This is a genomic window from Sphaerisporangium sp. B11E5 (assembly GCF_039871875.1).
Classification (GTDB): domain Bacteria; phylum Actinomycetota; class Actinomycetes; order Streptosporangiales; family Streptosporangiaceae; genus Sphaerisporangium.
The window spans coordinates 1-15,288 of sequence record NZ_JBDPMD010000028.1 but is presented as its reverse complement, the minus strand read 5'-3'; the positions used below and the strand labels follow the sequence as shown (position 1 = coordinate 15,288).

Genomic DNA, 15,288 nt, shown 5'->3' with positions numbered 1-15,288 from the left:
CGTACCCCTCGCCGGGACGGCCGGGACGCGCTAGCGGGCCATGGGCGCCCGCCACATGGGGTACATCACCGGGCCGGCGGGCAACTGGAGCCGTTCCGGCATGTCCACGTAGCCGTGCCGCAGGTACAGCCGGCGGCTCGCCTCGCTGCTGGCCTCCAGGTAGGCCGGGATGCCGTGGTCGTCCAGCCGCCGGTGGTGCTCCTCCAGCAGCAGGCTGCCGAGGCCGCGCCCGGTGCGTCCCCGCACCAGGGCGATGAACGCCAGGTAGTGGTGCGGCTCGTGCGGGTGGAGCTTCTCCATCTCCCGGCCGAGAGTCGCGTACCGCTCGGCGTGCTCGCCGGCGAACGTGGCGATCGCCTCGTCCTCACCGGGGATCGCGGGGAACGGCGCGGCGAACCAGACCGCGACCCCGGAGAGCTCACCCGCCTCCGTGATGCCGTACACGTCGCCGTGGTCGAGCGCGTGCGTGGCGTACATGGTGAAGAAGCGCCGCTGGATGGGCAGCCGGTCCGCCTCCGGCGGGATGAGCCAGCGGCTGATCTCGTCGACGCTGAAGGTGTCCGCGATGATCTCGCCGGCGACGGCGGGGTCCTCCATCCGGATGATCTCGATCACTTGGCGCCACCGCCAACCGCCTGCGCGCCGAGGCCGATGTTGGCGTACACCTCGGGCCGGGTCGCCTTCAGCACCCGGGCCCACACGACGCCGAAGACGATCGCGACGGGGAAGATGCCGGGCAGGATCCACCGGATCGCCGAGTCGGACGGCACCCCGAGCACCGTGTCGAAGTTGATCAGCGTCATCCCGATGATCACGCTCAGCGCCACGATCGAGAGGACCGGGGCGATCCGCGTACGCCACGCCGTCTCCCCGGCGGGGTTGCGGGAGAAGAAAGCGATCACCGCGATCGAGGTGACGGTGAGCAGGGTCAGCAGGCCGAGGCCGCCGAACGCGCCGAAGGTGAAGAACAGCTTCGTGACCGGGTCGGCGCCGCTGATCGCGTAGACGGTGATCACGATGAGGCCGAGCGCGGTCTGCAGCAGCGAGCCCGTCACCGGGGCGGCGGTGCGGGCCGAGGTGCGGCCGAACACCGAGGGCAGCACGTTCTCGCGGCCGAGGGCGAAGATGTAGCGGGCCGTGGTGTTGTGGAAGGCGATCATGCAGGCGAGGCTGCTGGTCACGAACAGCACCGAGCCGAGCGTGGAGACGAACGCGCCCATGTGGGTGGCCGCCTGGTTGAAGACGAGCAGCGGCCCCTGGTCCGTCGCCGCTCTGACGATCCCGTCCGGCCCGGTCGGCACGGTCTGCGCCCAGGCGGAGAAGGAGTACAGGATCGCGATGATCCCGATGCCGAGGTACGTGGCGACGGGCACGGTGCGCCGGCGGTCCTTGGACTCCTCGGCGAAGACGACCGACGACTCGATGCCGGCGAAGCCCGCGACCACGGTGGCGAGCGCGGCGCCGACGCCGGTCACGAACAGCGCCCCGGGGTTGAAGCCCTCGAAGCTGATGCCGCTCGGGGCGGCGTTCAGCAGGTCGCCGAGGTCGAAGAGCAGCACGACGGCGATCTCGCTGACCAGCAGCACCGACAGGACCTTGCCGTTGATGTCCACCCGCAGCAGCCCGAGCAGGCCGGTCAGCCCCCACGCGAACAGCCCGATCACCCACCACGGGGGTGAGGCGCCGAACCAGTCGCGCAGCAGCGGCTCGGCCCCCGACCCGATGATGCCGTAGAGGCCGAGCTGCAACGCGTTGTACGCCAGCAGCGCCACCCACGCCGTCGCCACGCCCGCCGTCTTGCCGAGCCCTTGGGCGGCGTAGGCGTAGAAGGCCCCCGCGTTCACGACGTGCCGCGCCATCGTCACGTACCCGACGGCGAACAGCGCGAAGATCGCGCCGAGCAGGAGGAAACCGAACGGCACGCCGATGACGCCCGTCACCGCGTACGCCGTCGGGACCGAGCCCGCGACGACCATCAGCGGCGCCGCCGCGGAGACGACGAAGAACACGACCGATGGGACACCGAGCCGGTCCTTGGCCAGCGCGGCGGACACGGCGCTCGGCCGTTGGTCTGTGAGTGGCATCCGTTACTCCGGGAGGGGAAGTGGGCGTGGCGTCACCGGCGGCTGATGACCGCTTTGCCGACGGCGACCTCGGTCTGGACGATGAGCCTGCGCAGCGGCACGGGGAGCGTGGCGATCGTGGTGGCCACGAACGCCGGGTCGTGCTCCCACAGGGCCCGCTGGGCTCCGCCGGTGGCGGCGAAGAGCCCGTACAGGACGCTGTCCGGGAAGACCGGAGGCTGGCGCTGCTGGACGGCGAGGTTGAGACGGGCGAGCGGCCAGGCGGCCGTGTTCGTACTCACGGGGACGGGGGGATGCTGCTTGAACATGTGCTTCGACGGCGGGTTGAGCAGGTTCGCGGCGATCATCCGGTCGGTGACGTCGTTGAGTATCGTGCGGGCGAAGAAGACGAGCCAGGTGAGCACCGGATGTTGCGGCTCGGCGATGACCTGGCTGAGCACGCCCTGGGTGAGCGGATCGCCGGTGGGGGCCCGGGAGGTCACGTAGAGGCGGTCCTGAGCGGACGCCAGTTCGATGGTGACGCGTTCGGTGAGCATCAGTTCGCCGATGACGGCGCCGGCCAGGCCGAGGCTCGCGAGGCGGGGGTGTAGTCGCGGTCGGCCCGTCACGTCGTCATGCATGACAAAGTACAGATCGTCGGCCAGCGACGGGCGCGAAAGATCACCTTTAGCCACGAGCCGTGATGATATAGGCGAATTGTGTTTCCGTCATCGACGAAAGTGCTGATCGTTATGGGAAATACCCCTGACCAGATATGGAGTGGAACATAACTCTTCCGCTTTACCGTTTTCTGGCCGGTTTCCCGGAAACATGCGGACTGTGATATCGCCCATCAGGCATGGAAACGGGCGCCCGTGGCCGGGCGCGGGCGGGTCAGGCGAGACCGCGACGGGTGAGGGCGGGCGGGCGGCGGCCGGCCAGGGATTCGACCATGTCGAGGGCGGTGCGGACCTGCGCGGGGCGGGAGGTGCGGAACACGCGGGCACCCACCCAGGCGTAGACGGACGCCGTGGCGAGCTGGGTGGCCTCGTCGCCGTCCAGCACGACCAGCACGGTGCGGCCCTCGCCGGCGTGACGCACGGCCTCGTCCGGGGAACGCGCCTCGACCCACGACGGGTCGGCGGGCTCGTCCGGGCCGATCACCTTCACCGGGGTCATGGCCCCGATGGTGTCACATCACCCCGCTACCCGCGTCAGCCGCGGCACCCGCACGAGGGTTCCCCGTGGCCAGGGTGAGCGGAGATCTGTCCTTGGGGCAACGGCGCGCGGCCAAAGGCCGCGATGTGGCACGATTCGTATGTGCTGGTCCTTCTAGCGATCGCCGCGCTGGCGGTTCTGTACTGCGTGGTGATGGTCTCCCAGGGACGCGGCGGGCAACTCGCGGAGTTCGCCCCCGACGTGCCCCCCTTGGACCTGCCCGAATCCGGGCAGCTCACCGCCGTGGACGTCATGGCGCTGCAGCTACCGGTGAGCCTCGTGGGGTACCACACCCCGAGCGTGGACGAGACCCTGCATCGCGCCGCGACGGCACTCGGCGAGCGCGACACCCACATCGCGGTCCTGGAGCAGCGGCTGGCCGAGCTCATGGCCGACCGCGTCCAGGCGCGCAAGGAGTCGCTGCCCCGCCCCGAGTGGGCTCCCGTGCCGCCGCGGGGGGACGAGGAGGCCGAGGCGTCGGGTACGGTGCCGGAGAAGGCGTCCGACGACCTGCCCGCGAGCGGCGACGCCGCCACCGCGAAGCCGGAGGAGGACGCGGAGGCGTCACGTGCCGGGGTCAACGGGGCGGATGTGCCCGCCGGTGAGCGTCCCGCGTCGAAGGAAGCCTGAGACCGCACGGCTCTTTCGAAGGTGTTGCCCGACATGGGAGAAATCGAGGTCGTCCGCTGCGGCTGGGCGACCGGTTCGCCGGACTACATCCGCTACCACGACGAGGAGTGGGGGCGGCCGGTGCGCGGGGACGACCAGGTGTTCGAGCGGCTGACCCTGGAGGGTTTCCAGTCGGGGCTCTCCTGGCTCACCATCCTGCGCAAACGGGAGAACTTCCGCGCCGCGTTCGCCCGGTTCTCCATCCCGGCCGTGGCCGCGTTCGGCGACGCCGACGTGACGCGCCTGCTCGCCGACCCCGGCATCGTGCGCAACCGTGCCAAGATCGAGGCCGCCGTCGCCAACGCCCGCGCCGCCGCCGCCCTGCCCGGCGGCCTGTCCGACCTGGTCTGGCGCTACGCCGACCCCGGCGCCCCGGTCCCCGCCACCCTGGCCGATGTGCCCGCCACGACCCCCGCCTCCACCGCCCTCAGCAAGGAACTCAAGCGCATCGGCTTCCGCTTCGTCGGCCCCACCACCGCCTACGCGATGATGCAGGCCATCGGCCTGGTCAACGACCACCTGGCCACCTGCTGCACCCGTGACGGTCAGTGGCCCTCGAAGACCGGGGTCTGACGGGACAGGAAGGCCTCGGTGGCGCGGGTGTGGTCGGTGGTCTTGACGCAGGCGTCCTGCAGGTCGGCCTCCATCTCCAGGGAGTCCTCCAGGGGATGCGCGGCGGAGTGGTCCAGCGCCCGCTTGATGGCGCCGTACGCGAACGTCGGGCCCTTCGCCAGCCGTACGGCCAGCTCACGTGCGCTCGCGGCCAGGGTCTCGCCGGGGACGACGGAGGTGACCAGGCCGAGCTCCAGGGCGCGGGCGGCGTCCACCTGGTCGCCGAGCATCAGCAGCTCGCGGGCCTTGGCGGGGCCGACGAGGCGGGGGAGCGTCCACGAGGCGCCGGAGTCGGGGCCGAGGCCGATGGCGGCGAACGCGGTGACGAAGCGGGCCTCCTCGGCGGCCACCCGGAAGTCGCAGGCGAACGCCAGCGAGGCGCCGGCCCCGGCGGCGACGCCGTTCACCGCGGCCACCACCGGCTTCTCCATCCTCATGATGGTCATGATGATCGGGTTGTAGTGCGCCCGCACGGTGTCGTCCAGCCCGACCCCGGCCCGCAGGTTGGCGGCGTGCTCGCGCAGGTCCTGTCCTCCGCAGAACGCCCGCCCGGCGCCGGTCAGCAGCACCGCGCGCACCCCGTGATCGTCCCTGACGCGCTCCAGCGCCTCCAGCAGCCCGGCCTTCATCACCAGGGTCAGCGCGTTCATGGCATCGGGCCGGTTCAGCGTGATCGTGGCCACCTGGTCCGCCACGGTGGTGACCACGTGGTCGTGGCCGTGCTCGTCGGCTGTGCTCGACCGGGGGTTCGACGCGGTGCCCGGCGACGTGGCGGGTGGCTGATCCATCAGTGGACTCCCTTGTCCAGGTTTCGGTCGACGAAGTGGGCCGCCGCGGGGAGCAACCGGGCGGCCTCCTGCTCGAAGTACGCGCGGGCCCTGTCGCCCGGCCACCCCATCGGTAGCAGCTCCTGCGGCAGGCCCGGGTCACGGAACAGGAAATTCCGCCACCCGTGGACAAGTCTGCTACGCACGGCGAACACGTGGTCGTCCGGGGCGTCGGCCGGCAGCTTGCCGATCAGGTCGGCCGCGGACGTCATCCACTCCTCGTACGCGTGGGCGAGAGCGCACAGGTCCCACGCGCGGGCCACCAGCGACCGCGGGTCCCCGTCCAGCGTGCTGTCGAACCGGTCGGCGGTCAGCGACTGGCCCTCCAGCAGCGCGTCCAGCTCGGGGGAGGGCCGCGGCCCGATCCAGGTGTTCTCCGACAGGGAGGCGTACCCGAGGAACGACAGGTCGGCACGCAGCCGCTCGCGCCGGCCGCGCTCGCGCACCGGCTGGAACACCAGCACATGCCAACGCCCCGACCAGGGCGCCGATCCGCTCCGGTAGATCCGCAGCGCCGTCTCGTCCAGCCGCCGCGCGCACTTCGGCGTCAGCGCGTACCCGGGGCCCTGCGGCAGCCGCACCGGCGTCAGCCAGTCCTGGCGCACCATGCGGGAGATCGCGGTGCGGACGGCCGGCGGGGCGATGTCGAGCGGCGCGAGCAGCCGGACCAGGGCCGCCACGGACGCGCGCCCGGCACGCATCCGCAGGTGGTCCCCGTAGAGATCGAATAGTGCGGCGCGGGCGTTCACACAGTCCAGTCTCGTCGGAGTGAGGGGTGCGGACAACGCATTCTGGGAGGAGATCGTTACCCATGTGCGCTCGCGAGGCGGGATAATAGGACGTCACAGAAGACGTGAAAGCGGCGAGCGGTCGGATGCGAGGAGCGCGTTCGGCGTCGCACAGGCCGAGGCAGGAAGGGAACAGACGCATGGCGGCGATGAAGCCGCGGACTGGCGATGGTCCGCTGGAGGTCACCAAGGAAGGACGGGGCATTGTCATGCGGGTCCCTCTGGAGGGTGGCGGCCGGCTCGTCGTCGAACTTTCACCGGATGAGGCCAGAGCCCTTGGCGACGCTCTGAAGAACGTCGTCGGCTGACATACCCCTGACACAACCATTTCGATACAGGCGAGTTGACGGCCCCGGCGGCCGGGCCGCGCGCCCCCCAGCCGGGGCCGTCGCATATCCAGGCAGGGGGAGGACCATGCCCATCGAGACCGCGCTCCACTTAACGGAAGCACCGGCTGACGAGAAGGACGACGCCGAGCTGACCGCCGTCCCTTTCGGGGGCGACCTGACCGTCGACGTGCGGCTGCCCGTCCCCGTGCCGGCCCTCCTGGCGCACCACGAGGCCAAAGGTGAGGCGGGGGAGATCGTCGAGGTCCCCGTGACACACGGTGACGCCGTACGGCGCGTGCTGCTCTACGGCGTGGGGGACCGCTCGCCCGCCGCGCTGCGCAAGGCCGGCGCCGCCGTCGCGCGCCGCGCCAAGGGCCGGCGCGCCCTGGACGTCACGCTGCCGCGCGGCGCCGGCCACGAGGGGTGGACGGCGCTGCTTGAGGGGGCCCTGCTCGCCTGCTACACCTTCCGCATCGGCGCCGACCGCACCAAGGCGGTGGCCGAGATCCGGGTCCGGGGGCCCGAGCAGGCCGCGCAGGCGCTGCGCCGGGCCGAGGTGACGGCCCACGCCACCGCCCTCACCCGCGACCTCGCCAACATGCCGTCCTCGGAGAAGAACCCCGCCTGGCTGGCCGCGCGCGCCGTCGAGGTGGCCGAGCGCTCCGGCCTGACCGCCCGCGTGTGGGAGCCGGACGAGCTCGCGGCGGGCGGTTTCGGCGGCATCCTCGCCGTCGGCCAGGGCTCGGCGAGCCCGCCGCGGCTGATCGAGCTGTCCTACGTGCCTGACGACCCGGACGGCGCGCACGTCGTGCTGGTGGGCAAGGGCATCACGTTCGACAGCGGCGGCCTGTCGCTCAAGCCGACCGACGGCATGAAGTTCATGAAGACCGACATGGCGGGCGGCGCGGTGGTCATCTCCGTGCTCGGCGCGCTGCGCGACCTCGGCGCACGCACCCGGGTGACGGGCCTGGTCGCGGCAGCCGAGAACATGCCGTCCGGCTCGGCGCAGCGGCCAGGGGACGTGATCCGCCACTACGGCGGCAAGACGGTCGAGGTGCTCAACACCGACGCCGAGGGCCGGCTGGTGCTGGCCGACGCGCTGGCGTACGCCGACGACGTGCTCAAGCCCGACACGGTGATCGACCTCGCCACGCTGACCGGCGCGATCAGCGTCGCGCTCGGCCGCGACCTCGGGGCGGTGTTCTCCCAGCACGAGGACCTGGTCAAAGAGCTGATCGCCGCGGGGACGGCCAGTGGCGACCCGCTGTGGCACATGCCGTTGATCGACGAGTACCGCGCGGCGCTGGACTCCGCGGTGGCCGACATCGCCAACATCGAATCCGAGGGCAAGTACGGCGGCGGCGCGATCACCGCGGCGCTGTTCCTGCGGGAGTTCACCGGCGGCCGCCGCTGGGCCCACCTGGACATCGCCGGCGTCGCCCGCAGCACCGCCGACGACGGCGTGTACACCAAGGGCGCCACCGGCTTCGGCACCCGCCTGCTCCTGGAGTGGCTGGCCGGCGCCTGAGCGTCAGTCGGAGATCTTCACGGCGGTCAGCAGGCCGTCGCCGAGGGGGATCATCAGCGCGCGGAGCCGCTCGTCGGCACGGATGAGCTTGCCGAGCTCGCGGATCGCCACCGTGTCGGGGTCGCGCTGCGCCGGGTCGGCGACGCGGTTGTGCCACAACGCGTTGTCGAACGCCACGATGCCGCCCGGCCGCAGCATGCGGACCGCCTCGGCCAGGTAGTCGCCGTACTCCTGCTTGGCGGCGTCGCAGAAGACCAGGTCGTAGCCGCCGTCGGCGAGACGGGGCAGCACGTCGAGGGCCCGCCCGCTGATGAGCCGCACGCGGCTGCCGGAGAACCCCGCCGCCGTGAACGCCTGGCGGGCCAGCCGCTGGTGTTCGTGCTCGACGTCGACGCTGGTCAGCGTGCCGTCCGGCCGCATGCCGCGCAGCAGCCACAAACCGGACACCCCGCAGCCGGTGCCGACCTCGACGACCGATCGCGCGCTGATCGCCGTCGCCAGGAAACACAGAGCGGCCCCGCCGCCCGGCAGGATGGGGACCGCCCCCACCTCGGCGCCGTGCCGCCTGGCGGCGAGCAGGATCTCGTCCTCGGTATGGAACTCCTCGGCGTAGGCCAGCGTGGCCTGCACCGGACTGGTCGGTGTCGGGGCCATCGGCCTCTCCTTCCCGCTCTCACCTTGCGACACGTTTTGGTCGCAGCCTAGGGGAGTCAGGGCCGAACGGGAACTCACGCCACAACGGGTACGTTGCACGCTTTGAACGACCTTTGTTCGAGACAGTCCACGGACATGGTCCGGCGTCATTGGACTTCGGGTACGCGGGAAGGGACGAAAGCAGGCACTATGGCTGTAGCGGTGGTCCCGGAGAGAGGAGTCCTGGTGGACGATCACCACCAGACCGGTACTCCTGACAGTGCCTACCCAGGGGGTGACCCCCGGCTGCCAGGCGCGGACTGGACGCCTCCCACATGGGAGGAGGTCGTCCGCGAGCATTCGGCGCGCGTCTACCGCCTCGCGTACCGCCTGACCGGCAACGTGCATGACGCCGAGGACCTCACGCAGGAGGTCTTCGTCAGGGTCTTCCGATCGTTGTCCAGCTACACCCCCGGCACGTTCGAGGGGTGGCTGCATCGCATCACGACGAACCTCTTCCTGGACATGGCGCGCCGCAGGCAGCGCATCCGGTTCGAGGGCCTCGCCGACGACGCCGCGGAGCGGCTGCGCGGGCGGGAGCCGTCCCCGGCCCAGGTGTTCGACGACGCGCAGATGGAGCCGGACATCCAGGCGGCGCTCGACGCGCTCGCCCCGGAGTTCCGCGCCGCTGTGGTGTTGTGCGACATCGAGGGCCTGTCCTACGAGGAGATCGCCGCGACGCTGGGCGTGAAGCTGGGCACAGTACGCAGCCGAATCCATCGCGGTCGCAGTCAGTTGCGCGAGGCGCTCGAACACCGGGCGCCCCGCCGCGACGAACTCCCCCCGACCGTAACCAGGGAGGGAGCATGAGTCATCTAGGAGAGCGCGCCTCAGCGCTCGTCGACGGTGAACTCCGGCACGCCGAGCGTGAGCGGGCGCTGGCGCACCTGACCTTCTGCGCCGAATGCCGCGCGGAGCTGGACGCGATCCGGGCGCTCAAGAGCCGCCTGCGGTCCCTGCCGCCGCCCGGCATGCCGGGCGACCTCACGGCGTCCCTGCTACGCATGGCCGAGCCGGGGGGCCCGCTCCCGCCGAGGGTGCGCCCCTTTCCGGCACCTGCCTCTTATTCGCTGAACGGATCCCCGGCCGACAACCGGCCCCGGCGCGGCGCGACCTTCCGAGGCCCTGGCCGCACCGGTCCAGGCCGCCGCGCCGGGTACGTCGCGGTGGGCGTGGCCTCGGCGGCCGTCGCCCTCGGCACGTTGTTCATGGTGGGCGGCCCGGAGAACCGCCCGTCGGCGCCGGTCGAGATGTTCGCCAACCAGCACAGGGTCACCACGACCCCGTCCGGTGGCGTCTGGCAGAGCCGTGCGGGAGTACCCACTCCGCGGCACTGACATCCACGCACGAAACCACGAGCCCTCGTCTGTCCACAGGCGGGGGCTCGCTCGTTCCCACGCGGGCATACGATCGGAGAGGGCCGCGCCGGCCCTGGCGTTTACGCCGCGCGTATGAGGTCACACGGAAAATCTGGCGTAGCCGAGTCGACTGTGTTCCGGGAGTGAGCGATCGATGAGCGACGACACACGTGCCTTCGAGGACGAGGACGTGGCCGGTCCATCGCACCGCTCGGGGGGTGGCGAGACGCAGCCCGCCGGGGACGGCGATCGAACCGGGCGGCCGGGTTTCCTGCCCGCCGACCAGGTGGTGCCCGAGCGGGCCTCCACCGGCGCCCGCTCCGGGTCCGGTTCCTACGCCGGCGACGACCCCTTCACCACGGGGTCGTACGCCCCCGCGCCTGAGATCCTCGCCAGCTCGGACGACCGGGGGTCCTGGGGCAACCCCGCGGGCGGGCCGCTGCCCGCGTACCCGAGCGGCGGCCAGGAGTCCTACGGCCGCTCCGCCGACCCGTACGCCGGCTACACCACCGGCGCCTACCAGGTGCCGGAGACGTTCCCGCAATCGCGCGGCGACTCCTACGGCGGCTCCTACGGGGGCCGCACCGAGTCGTACGGCACGCGCACCGAGTCGTACGGCTCCACCGACGTCTTCGCCTCACCCTCCGACACCGGCGCCTTCGCGCCGCCGCCGCCGCGCGCGGCGTCCGGCATGGGGCGCGGCTGGGCGCCGCCGCCCCCGCCCGGCCGTCCCTTCGCCGAGCCCGGCGGCATGGGCCCCGGGCTCCCGGGCGGCGCCTCCGGCGGGCCGGGCGGCCCGGCCCCGCGCGGGCCGCGCACCGGCACGCTGACCGTGCTCGCCCTGGTGATCGCGCTGGTGGCCTCCGCCGCGGGAAGCCTCGGCACCTACCTGCTGACCCGGGGCGACGGCCCAGGGCGCGACCCGTCGTACTCCCTCGGCACGCCGACCGGCGCCATCGTCAACCGGGCGCCCGACTCGGTGGCGGGGGTCGCGTCCAAGGTGCTGCCGAGCGTGGTGTCGCTGGACGTGCGGGGCAACAGCGAGGCGGGCACCGGCTCCGGCTTCCTGATCAAGGGTGGCTACATCGTCACCAACAACCACGTGGTGGCCTCCGCGTCGTCGACCGGCACCATCAAGGTCACCTTCAGCAGCAAGAAGTCCACCCAGGCCCGCATCGTCGGCCGCGACCCGAGCTCCGACATCGCGGTGGTCAAGCCCGACACCACCTTCGGCGCCCCCGAGATCGCGCTCGGCAACTCCGACAAGGTCGTCGTCGGCGACCCCGTCATCGCCATCGGCTCGCCGCTCGGCCTGACCGGCACGGTGACCACCGGCATCATCAGCTCGCTGAACCGTCCCGTCACCGCCGGCGGCGAGGGCGGCTCGGAGTCGTCGTTCATCAACGCCATCCAGACCGACGCCGCGATCAACCCCGGCAACTCCGGCGGCCCCCTGGTGAACGGCGCCGGCGAGGTCATCGGCGTCAACTCCGCGATCGCGACCCTCGGCGGCTCCCTCGGCGGCCAGAGCGGCAGCATCGGCCTCGGGTTCTCCATCCCGATCAACCACGTGCGCCGCATCGCCGAGGAGCTCATCACCACCGGCACCGCCAAGAAGTCGCGCATCGGCATCCAGCTCGACGAGAACTTCCAGGGCGAAGGCGTCCGCATCGCCACCGAGGCCGTCCAGGGCCAGGAGCCCGTCGTCCCCGACGGCCCCGCGGACAAGGCGGGCCTCAAGGCCGGCGACATCATCCTGGAGATCGACGGCGTCCCCATGACCCAGCCGAGCGAACTGATCGTCACCGTCCGCAGCAAGGCCCCCGGCACCAAGGTCGCCGTCAAGTACCAGCGCGACGGCCAGGTCCGCACCACCACCGTCACCATCGACGCCGTGTCGGTCCCCAACCCCCAGCCGTCCTGATCCATCCGCACCACGTGGCGTTCCCGCCGGCCAAGGACATTAGTCTGGTTGTTGCCGGCGGGCCGCCGGTGCTGAAGATCTTGAGGAGTGTGCGGTGTTCGGACTCGGCTGGGCTGAAGTCTTGGCCCTGGTAGTCATCGCGCTACTGGTACTAGGCCCCGAAAAACTCCCCCAAGCCGCCGCCCAGGCAGGCCGTGCCCTACGCCAGCTACGCCAGATGGCCACCAACGCCCGCAACGACCTCCAAGACAACCTGGGCCCCGAGTTCTCCAACTTCGACCCCACCGACCTCCACCCCAAGAACTTCGTCCGCAAACACCTGCTCTCCGACCTGGAAGACGACTGGAACCGCCCCACCACCCCCGACCCAACCCCCAGCACCTACCCCGAGCCCTACGCCACCACAACCGTCCAAGAACTCGGCTACGGCGAAATCCCCCCCTACGACCCCGAAGCCACCTGACCCCGGCCACCCCAGCAACCCCCTCCCGCAGGTCCGCGTTCCCCCGGCCCACGACCGCCTCCGGGTCCACGACCGCCTCCGGGTCCGCGACCGCCTCCGGGTCCGCGACCGCCCGGTCCGCGACCGCCCGGTCCGCGACGCCTCCACTCGTCCGTAACCGCCCTTCATCGGCGCCGACGCGGCGGGACGTGGTACGGCGAACCCGGCGCCTCCGTACGGTCCTCAACCCGCGATCGGTGCCGACCGCTCACGGCATGGTCCTCCCCTCCAGGCGCTGGCGCGCCTTCCGGCTCGGGCTGTATTTCCCAGGGGGCTCTGCCCCCTCGCCCCCCGCCCCCCCACGACTGCTCACCGCAACGTACGTGAGCACGGACGCCAGGCCGGCCCAGCAACCCCACAGCGGCTCACCGTCCAGTTGAGGGGGCATCAGATCGGCCAGGGGAATTGACCTCAAGTTAGGTTCAGCTCCTACCGTGCTCGTACTGATGGCCGAGGACAAGGAGCACGGCGACGTGAGCATCAAGGAGTACCCCGAGGAGCAACTCAACGCACAGCCCCTCGGGTACTGGAGCGGTGAGGGGTATCGCAGGGTGGTCGGACGGATCCGGGCGGACCTGGCGGTGGAAGGGCTCACACAGCCGCATTGGTGGACGCTGAACCACGTCGCCGGTGCTCCTGGTCTCTGGAGCCGATCGACGCTCACGGCGAAGCTGCGGCCGTTCGATGATCTGGGGATCGATCTCGACGACGTGTTCCTCGACCTGATCGATCGTGGCTGGCTCAAGGAGGACGGCGGGACCCTGACACTGACCGAGACGGGAGAGGCCGGCCGGCGCCGTGCCTGGGACCGGAGCGCACAGGCACAGGAAGTGATGCGCGACGGCATCACGACGGCGGACTACGTGACCACCATCAACGTCCTGCGCCGTGTGATCGGCAATCTGGGCGGCGAGAGCGACCTCCCCGGCTAGAGGTGATCGGGCCGGGGCCCGCGCTCCCCGCACGACGAACCGGAAGAGCGCGGAGTGAGGCGCCTCGACGCCACCACGCCCGCCGTCACGTCAGCGGGGAGAACTCAGGGGCGCCGCACCCCGCCTTCACGGCTCCCGTACGCCGGTGGCCGACCTGGAACCACACGGTACGGCCCCCATCGTGGTCGTGAATCCCCCATGCCTGCGCGATCGCCTCCACCAGCCACAACCCCCGGCCGCCCTCCGACAGCGCGCCCGCACGTACCTGAGGCACGCCCACCCCTCCGGCGTCCACCACGGCCACGTGAACATGGTCCGGACAGTCCACGAGTGCGACGGTCACGGACCCGCCCCGTCCGGAGTCCGAGTGCAGCACGGCATTGGTCACCAGCTCGGAGACCAGCAGCGTCACATCGTGCAGCACCGGATGAAGGTCCCCCAATCTCCTCTTGGCGAACTCCCGGGCCAGACCCACCGACTCAGGCACCGCACTCAGAACCGCGACTCCGGGCAGCGCTCCCCGCCTCGCGTTCTCAACAGCTGTGGACAGGGTCTTGGGATCTGCCATCGATCACACCTCCAGCGTGCGGTTCCAGTGGCTGTACGGCACGACGAGACGCCCGTGGTCGCGTCTGTAGCTTCTCGCGAGCAGTTATGGCTGGTCGTGTCATTTCTATGGGTTCGGCCGTTCGGTCATCGGACGGATGGACAATTCCCCTATCGAGTCCGTGCGCCGGTATTAGGCGTCCACCGGAAATCCGTTCCAGGGGGCATAACTCAGAGCAGGAACAGTGCCCGAGTGATACGTGTAAGGCGTCGTCGCTTAAGGGCATGACGGATGAAGCGCCGGTACGGTGATATTCGTCATGCGACGGCTCCGCCCTGGCCTGAGAGTGCGACTCAGTCAGGGAGGCGTAGACCTGTGGACCGCGCCATCGATGAAACGTCCGGGCCGGAATTCACACTTGGGCGGCGTATCCGACACCTACGGAGGCGGCGGGGTATGACCCAGGAAGTTCATAGTCCGTCAGTTGGGTTAACCAGGTAGAATCCGGGCGGCTTCAGGCCGGTCCGCGGCTGCCGATATTGCTCCAACTGGCCGAGGTACTCCGGGTCCGGGACCTGGCCGAATTGACCGGTGATCAATCCGTGCCCGTCCGGATGTTCACCGGGCCCGGACACCCGGCGGCTGGATGCCGTGCGAGAGGCCGTGAACACGCTGCCTGTGCAGATGACCGGTGTTGTGTATCCTCAGCGTGGCCACGAGGCCGTCTGCGGCTCGCGCATCAGACCGCCCCTGAGACGATCCGCTACAACGGTTACGCCCGGCGGATGACTCGGGAACTGGCGGGGAAGGGGCCGGAGCGCCGGCGTGCGCAAGTTCGTGAGCTGGCCGACGAGATCGGACTGCTGCTCTGATCCCACCAAGGGGCAGATTCCCTGCCTCTTGGTAACGTATCGGTGACTTAACGTCACGGTCCTGCTTTCCCGTTCAGGTGGCTTGCCCCACCTCCAGGCCGGCCGCATCGCTTCCGGAAGTACCGCGTGGTGACGGTGGCAACGTGGTGTGGTTCGTCAGGTGCTGGTGATCTACAGAGACGGTAGTTTGTCGGTTCATGTCTGGTAGATCGCGGTTGTGGTGGGCCTTCGCGATGGTCCTGGCTGTTGTGGGTTTTTCGGGGATTCTGGGGCGGCGGGGAGGGGAGGTCGCGCTCCTTTGGCGGTTGGGGTTTTGTTCGGGGGATGGGCTGGGGGTGGTGTTTCGGTGGTGGGAGCCGTTGGTGGTTGTGGGGGTTGGGGGGTTGACGGTGGGGTTTGGGATGCACTGGGTGGGGGTGCGGGGTG

17 protein-coding genes are annotated in these 15,288 nt (G+C 70.7%); 9 read left to right on the top strand and 8 right to left on the bottom strand.

Translation table 11 applies throughout. The features are described from left to right. Window positions 1–30 precede the first annotated feature (30 nt). From ABGB17_RS23515 to ABGB17_RS23500, 4 genes are all read right to left on the bottom strand, one after another. Entirely contained in the window at window positions 31–615 is a 585-nt protein-coding gene (locus ABGB17_RS23515) for a GNAT family N-acetyltransferase (protein WP_347633034.1), read from the bottom strand. Then, window positions 612–2,084 (bottom strand): APC family permease, encoded by a 1,473-nt coding sequence (locus tag ABGB17_RS23510; protein ID WP_347633031.1) that lies wholly within the window; start codon window positions 2,082–2,084, stop codon window positions 612–614. The genes ABGB17_RS23515 and ABGB17_RS23510 overlap by 4 nt, the downstream gene beginning before the upstream one ends. 32 nt (window positions 2,085–2,116) lie before the next feature. After that, complete coding sequence (locus ABGB17_RS23505; protein ID WP_347633029.1) at window positions 2,117–2,758, bottom strand: GPP34 family phosphoprotein; 642 nt, start codon at window positions 2,756–2,758, stop codon at window positions 2,117–2,119. A 199-nt stretch (window positions 2,759–2,957) separates the two neighbouring features. After that, complete coding sequence (locus ABGB17_RS23500) at window positions 2,958–3,242, bottom strand: hypothetical protein (protein ID WP_347633027.1); 285 nt, start codon at window positions 3,240–3,242, stop codon at window positions 2,958–2,960. A gap of 141 nt (window positions 3,243–3,383) precedes the next feature. Here ABGB17_RS23500 and ABGB17_RS23495 point away from each other — a divergent pair, with 141 nt between their 5' ends. Continuing rightward, window positions 3,384–3,911: a hypothetical protein gene (locus tag ABGB17_RS23495; RefSeq protein WP_347633025.1), complete on the top strand. Its 528-nt coding sequence runs from the start codon at window positions 3,384–3,386 to the stop codon at window positions 3,909–3,911. A 33-nt stretch (window positions 3,912–3,944) separates the two neighbouring features. After that, window positions 3,945–4,523 (top strand): DNA-3-methyladenine glycosylase I, encoded by a 579-nt coding sequence (locus ABGB17_RS23490; protein ID WP_347633023.1) that lies wholly within the window; start codon window positions 3,945–3,947, stop codon window positions 4,521–4,523. On the opposite strand, the gene ABGB17_RS23485 is transcribed toward ABGB17_RS23490, so the two are convergent. Both ABGB17_RS23485 and ABGB17_RS23480 read right to left on the bottom strand, forming a co-directional pair. Then, complete coding sequence (locus tag ABGB17_RS23485) at window positions 4,496–5,350, bottom strand: enoyl-CoA hydratase-related protein (protein WP_347633021.1); 855 nt, start codon at window positions 5,348–5,350, stop codon at window positions 4,496–4,498. The genes ABGB17_RS23490 and ABGB17_RS23485 overlap by 28 nt on opposite strands. After that, on the bottom strand, window positions 5,350–6,138 hold the full coding sequence (locus tag ABGB17_RS23480; protein ID WP_347633019.1) for a PaaX family transcriptional regulator C-terminal domain-containing protein: 789 nt from the start codon (window positions 6,136–6,138) through the stop codon (window positions 5,350–5,352). Before ABGB17_RS23480 ends, ABGB17_RS23485 begins: the two co-directional genes overlap by 1 nt. 179 nt (window positions 6,139–6,317) lie before the next feature. Between ABGB17_RS23480 and ABGB17_RS23475 the strand changes: the two genes are divergently transcribed. Both ABGB17_RS23475 and ABGB17_RS23470 read left to right on the top strand, forming a co-directional pair. After that, entirely contained in the window at window positions 6,318–6,485 is a 168-nt protein-coding gene (locus ABGB17_RS23475; protein WP_114033903.1) for a DUF3117 domain-containing protein, read from the top strand. 106 nt (window positions 6,486–6,591) lie between these two features. After that, window positions 6,592–8,034: a leucyl aminopeptidase gene (locus ABGB17_RS23470; protein ID WP_347633016.1), complete on the top strand. Its 1,443-nt coding sequence runs from the start codon at window positions 6,592–6,594 to the stop codon at window positions 8,032–8,034. Window positions 8,035–8,037: 3 nt separating this feature from the next. Here ABGB17_RS23470 and ABGB17_RS23465 read toward each other — a convergent pair whose 3' ends face one another. Beyond that, on the bottom strand, window positions 8,038–8,688 hold the full coding sequence (locus tag ABGB17_RS23465) for an O-methyltransferase (RefSeq protein WP_347633014.1): 651 nt from the start codon (window positions 8,686–8,688) through the stop codon (window positions 8,038–8,040). A gap of 189 nt (window positions 8,689–8,877) precedes the next feature. On the opposite strand from ABGB17_RS23465, the gene sigE reads away from it, so the two are divergent. The 5 genes from sigE (at window position 8,878) to ABGB17_RS23440 (ending at window position 13,443) form a co-directional block, all read left to right on the top strand. After that, the gene (sigE, locus tag ABGB17_RS23460; RefSeq protein WP_347633011.1) at window positions 8,878–9,537 is read left to right on the top strand and encodes an RNA polymerase sigma factor SigE; all 660 of its coding nucleotides are present in this window, start codon (window positions 8,878–8,880) and stop codon (window positions 9,535–9,537) included. Further along, the gene (locus tag ABGB17_RS23455) at window positions 9,534–10,064 is read left to right on the top strand and encodes an anti-sigma factor (protein WP_347633009.1); all 531 of its coding nucleotides are present in this window, start codon (window positions 9,534–9,536) and stop codon (window positions 10,062–10,064) included. The genes sigE and ABGB17_RS23455 overlap by 4 nt, the downstream gene beginning before the upstream one ends. A gap of 175 nt (window positions 10,065–10,239) precedes the next feature. Then, on the top strand, window positions 10,240–12,009 hold the full coding sequence (locus tag ABGB17_RS23450) for a trypsin-like peptidase domain-containing protein (RefSeq protein WP_347633007.1): 1,770 nt from the start codon (window positions 10,240–10,242) through the stop codon (window positions 12,007–12,009). 94 nt (window positions 12,010–12,103) lie between these two features. Then, on the top strand, window positions 12,104–12,472 hold the full coding sequence (locus ABGB17_RS23445) for a sec-independent translocase (protein WP_347633005.1): 369 nt from the start codon (window positions 12,104–12,106) through the stop codon (window positions 12,470–12,472). Window positions 12,473–12,957: 485 nt separating this feature from the next. Further along, window positions 12,958–13,443 carry a MarR family transcriptional regulator gene (locus ABGB17_RS23440; RefSeq protein WP_347633003.1) on the top strand — a complete coding sequence of 162 codons (486 nt, stop codon included), beginning with the start codon at window positions 12,958–12,960 and terminating at the stop codon, window positions 13,441–13,443. 85 nt (window positions 13,444–13,528) lie between these two features. Here ABGB17_RS23440 and ABGB17_RS23435 read toward each other — a convergent pair whose 3' ends face one another. Then, the gene (locus ABGB17_RS23435; RefSeq protein ID WP_347633001.1) at window positions 13,529–14,011 is read right to left on the bottom strand and encodes an ATP-binding protein; all 483 of its coding nucleotides are present in this window, start codon (window positions 14,009–14,011) and stop codon (window positions 13,529–13,531) included. Window positions 14,012–15,288: the final 1,277 nt, after the last annotated feature.

Coding starts and splice junctions, on each gene's coding strand:
- ABGB17_RS23465 (WP_347633014.1), bottom strand. CDS start 8,688: ATGGCCCCGACACCGACCAGTCCGGTGCAGGCCACGCTGGCCTACGCC.
- ABGB17_RS23510 (WP_347633031.1), bottom strand. CDS start 2,084: ATGCCACTCACAGACCAACGGCCGAGCGCCGTGTCCGCCGCGCTGGCC.
- ABGB17_RS23500 (WP_347633027.1), bottom strand. CDS start 3,242: ATGACCCCGGTGAAGGTGATCGGCCCGGACGAGCCCGCCGACCCGTCG.
- ABGB17_RS23450 (WP_347633007.1), top strand. CDS start 10,240: ATGAGCGACGACACACGTGCCTTCGAGGACGAGGACGTGGCCGGTCCA.
- ABGB17_RS23455 (WP_347633009.1), top strand. CDS start 9,534: ATGAGTCATCTAGGAGAGCGCGCCTCAGCGCTCGTCGACGGTGAACTC.
- sigE (WP_347633011.1), top strand. CDS start 8,878: ATGGCTGTAGCGGTGGTCCCGGAGAGAGGAGTCCTGGTGGACGATCAC.
- ABGB17_RS23435 (WP_347633001.1), bottom strand. CDS start 14,011: ATGGCAGATCCCAAGACCCTGTCCACAGCTGTTGAGAACGCGAGGCGG.
- ABGB17_RS23485 (WP_347633021.1), bottom strand. CDS start 5,350: ATGGATCAGCCACCCGCCACGTCGCCGGGCACCGCGTCGAACCCCCGG.
- ABGB17_RS23475 (WP_114033903.1), top strand. CDS start 6,318: ATGGCGGCGATGAAGCCGCGGACTGGCGATGGTCCGCTGGAGGTCACC.
- ABGB17_RS23440 (WP_347633003.1), top strand. CDS start 12,958: ATGGCCGAGGACAAGGAGCACGGCGACGTGAGCATCAAGGAGTACCCC.
- ABGB17_RS23490 (WP_347633023.1), top strand. CDS start 3,945: ATGGGAGAAATCGAGGTCGTCCGCTGCGGCTGGGCGACCGGTTCGCCG.
- ABGB17_RS23470 (WP_347633016.1), top strand. CDS start 6,592: ATGCCCATCGAGACCGCGCTCCACTTAACGGAAGCACCGGCTGACGAG.